Raw genomic sequence first — 2993 nt, forward strand, 5'->3', positions numbered from 1 at the left:
CTCTGTCCAGCCCAGCGCTCGCTCGGTCGCGCCGTAGCCGGCCCGGTCCCACGTCGGCAGCGCGGACGCCCCCGCCCAGCCAGAAAGTAGAGAGGCCCCGTATCGCCAAACGCGCGCGTCGGGCAGCACCGCCGTCCACCCTCGAGTCGCCTCGCTCCGCTCGGCAGGTCTTGTTGGGTCCCGGGGGCTCGTCCAAGATGGGTCGCGGTCGGGCCGATGACGGCCCTACCCACCCCACAAGGCCTTCGGGCCGACGACGGCCCTCGCACGCGCCGCACACGGCGGCCTTGCACGCTGGCTCCCGCTCCCGAATGCGGCAGGTATGCCCCCGGGCTTGGTTTTCTGGCCCCCATCCGTCATGCCTGCATTGTCTCCCGTCTCCGTCCTCTCTGGCAGCATCGCGGCAGCGTCCGTGGTCGGCGTCTCCGGCTCGCGTGCTCCGTCCCGTGCGTCCGCGTCCGTCTGCCGCTGGGCTGTTCGGCGTGTCCCGTCCTCCGCGTTCATCGTGACAGGATGTGCTCGCGGCATCGACGCGGTCGCGCGGTCTCTCGCTCCCTCCGTTCTCGTCCTTGAGGCGGCCACCTACGGGAACGGCGCCGGCGCCCTGGCCGCTCGGTCCACGGCTGTCGTGCGGGCGGTAGCAGCGGGCGCCCCGGGCGCGCTCTGGCTGGCGTTTCCATCGGGACCATGTCCCCCTGGTCTCACTCCGTCGCGGTCGTCGTCAGCGTGCTTCTCTGGCTCGGGCTCCGGGACCTGGGCCTCGCTCGCCCTTGCCCTCGGGCTCGGCGTTCCGGCCCTGGTATTTCTCCCGGTCGCTGTGCCTCGCCCCCTTGACTGGCCGCTTACACCGTTGCCAGGGTGCTCGGGTCCGCGGGGGTCGTGGGTCCGGTTTCGCCCCACCGTGACGCAGCGCACGCTGTTCGGCTAACCGGGCAACGGGGTACGTGAATTGGGCCGTTGAGAGTGATATATGCTTGATTGTAATAACTAAATGAGTTATATTTAGACATTCGGGAGCGGCCCCTTACTCGCTCTCGTGTCTGCCAACTCGGCGCGCCTTGCGCGTCGCATCCCCCGCTCCTATGGCACAGCTCTGCCGTACCCCCACCCACGTCGTCGACCACCTCCGCCGCGGTCTCTACCGCCTGGTCGTCTTCGACAAGTGCCCCAATCCCACCGGTCGTCACCTCGTCGTTTGGTACCGCGGCAACCGGCGCGGCGCCTTCCACGCCCTCGATCGGCTCCTCGCCCTCCCCGTTTCATTCCGGGGCTCCGGGCAGCCACTCCCCGCCCTCGATAGCTCGGCCCCCGCATCATCAGCGGGGGCCGTCTCAGAGCCACCCTCGACCTACGGCAGCGCGCTCCGTCTGGGCCGCGTCGTCACCACGACCGGCGCCCTCGAGGTCGCCCGCGACCACGGCGTCAACCTCGTCGATCTCGTCCGCCGCCACCAATCTGGGGACTGGGGCACGCTTAGCGCTCACGACCGCCGCGCCAATGAGAAAGCGCTCCGAGACGGCTCCCGCGTGATGTCGGTCTACCCCACGGCCGGCGGGCGGCTCTGGGTCGTCACCGAGGCCGGCCGCTCGTCGACCACCGTCCTGCTCCCCAGCGAGTACTAGACGTCCTCTGCGCCCCGTCCGCCCCTTACTCGGGCGGGGCGCTACCCCTCTGCCAACGCTGCTATGTCTCCTCTCTTTGCCTTCTGGGCCGTCGGTTCCCACGGCCGCCCCCTCGATCCCGCCGCCCATACTCCTGGGGGCGAGCCGTCCGCCCTCGACGCCCTCGAGGCGTTCTCCGATGAGTCCGGCCCCTGGCTGACCATCGTCGACGATACGACGGATGCACTCGTCTGGGCTGGCGACGCCTCCGACGCCCTCCGCACCTTCGTGGACGACGCCGAGGCCATCACCGACTGTTCCTCGAGGGCACCTGGTCTCTACGCCCGCGCCCTCGAGGCTGCGTTCGCGGTCGCCGAAGCGTCGCGGGAAATGTGGATCCGGGAAGCCGCCCTCGAGTGGCGCTACCCCGACCCCGAGACCTACCGCGGCGAACGGCTCCCGGAGTACGTCCGCCGTTCAATTCGAGAACGGGCCGAGGTGGTCGGTCGTAAAGACGCTGAGGCCGCCCTGCGCCATTCGCTCCTGGCTCTCGTAGCCCCCGCTCGGCGAGCCGCCTAGCCGATGGTCGCGCCTAGCTACCGGTTCTGCCATGGACGAGATGCCAACGGTCAGGTTGTCGATACCGCCAGGCCTGTCCTCCGATCACACACGGCAGACTCTCGCGGTCCACCGTCCCAGAACCTCGATCAGCTGTGACGTCAGATCTCCACCCTCGAGGCCGAGCATCTGCACCCAGGTCTCGACGAGGCGAACGCGATCTCCTGGCGCCTCACGCCGAGCGGTGGGGGAGAAGCCGGTCCACGTCCCTATCCTTTCGACATGGACGATCCCCGCCTCCACAGCGTTACGCGAGAAGCTGCGGCCCGAGGCCGGTCCCCCGGCTGGCGAGCGTCACCTCCAAACCGCCCGTCTCGCCTCTTCGCCGATGCCGAGCACGGCTCGCCAGGGGCAGCCCTTGACGCGGCTCTCGCGTGGCGGGACCAACCCCGCCCGCTCCCGCTCCCCGACGCCCCCGTCACGCTCGCCCCAGGGATCTACCTCACGACCCAATCCAAAGGCGACCGTCGCTACCCCGTCGTCAAGGCGATCGCTGACGACGAGGGGGGCAACCGCAAAACGCTCGTCCGATCCCTCGCGAAGCACGGCCACGAAGCCGCACTCCGCCAAGCCGCCGAGCACCGCTTCCGATATCGCTTCGGTTTGTCTGGCTTTGACGCTCCAACAGCCGATTCCCTCTACCGAGACGCGCTCCGTTGCTATCAAGACCACGTCGAAGGCGCCGACGTCTAGCGCGCCGGCGCGTCGGTACCTTCAGCGCGCAGCGAGGGACGTCGCGGCCGCTCGTGCCGCTCGAGACGTCGAGCGAGCGCC

At 69.5% G+C, this 2993-nt stretch carries 3 protein-coding genes; all 3 read left to right on the plus strand.

The annotated features are described in order from the left end of the window. The first annotated feature begins 1082 nt into the window (after nucleotides 1–1082). The 3 genes from WBA11_RS19160 (at nucleotide 1083) to WBA11_RS19170 (ending at nucleotide 2912) form a co-directional block, all read left to right on the plus strand. Entirely contained in the window at nucleotides 1083–1622 is a 540-nt protein-coding gene (locus tag WBA11_RS19160) for a hypothetical protein (protein WP_424522228.1), read from the plus strand. Between the two features lie 63 nt (nucleotides 1623–1685). Then, on the plus strand, nucleotides 1686–2180 hold the full coding sequence (locus WBA11_RS19165; protein WP_424522229.1) for a hypothetical protein: 495 nt from the start codon (nucleotides 1686–1688) through the stop codon (nucleotides 2178–2180). A gap of 261 nt (nucleotides 2181–2441) precedes the next feature. Further along, nucleotides 2442–2912, plus strand: a complete 471-nt coding sequence (locus WBA11_RS19170) for a hypothetical protein (RefSeq protein ID WP_424522230.1) — start codon at nucleotides 2442–2444, stop codon at nucleotides 2910–2912. Nucleotides 2913–2993 lie beyond the last annotated feature (81 nt).

This window comes from Rubrivirga sp. (genome assembly GCF_049648075.1).
Classification (GTDB): Bacteria; Bacteroidota; Rhodothermia; order Rhodothermales; family Rubricoccaceae; genus Rubrivirga.

Excerpts from the sequence above, each read along its gene's own strand:
- WBA11_RS19160 (WP_424522228.1), top strand. The coding sequence starts at position 1,083 with ATGGCACAGCTCTGCCGTACCCCCACCCACGTCGTCGACCACCTCCGC.
- WBA11_RS19165 (WP_424522229.1), top strand. The coding sequence starts at position 1,686 with ATGTCTCCTCTCTTTGCCTTCTGGGCCGTCGGTTCCCACGGCCGCCCC.
- WBA11_RS19170 (WP_424522230.1), top strand. The coding sequence starts at position 2,442 with ATGGACGATCCCCGCCTCCACAGCGTTACGCGAGAAGCTGCGGCCCGA.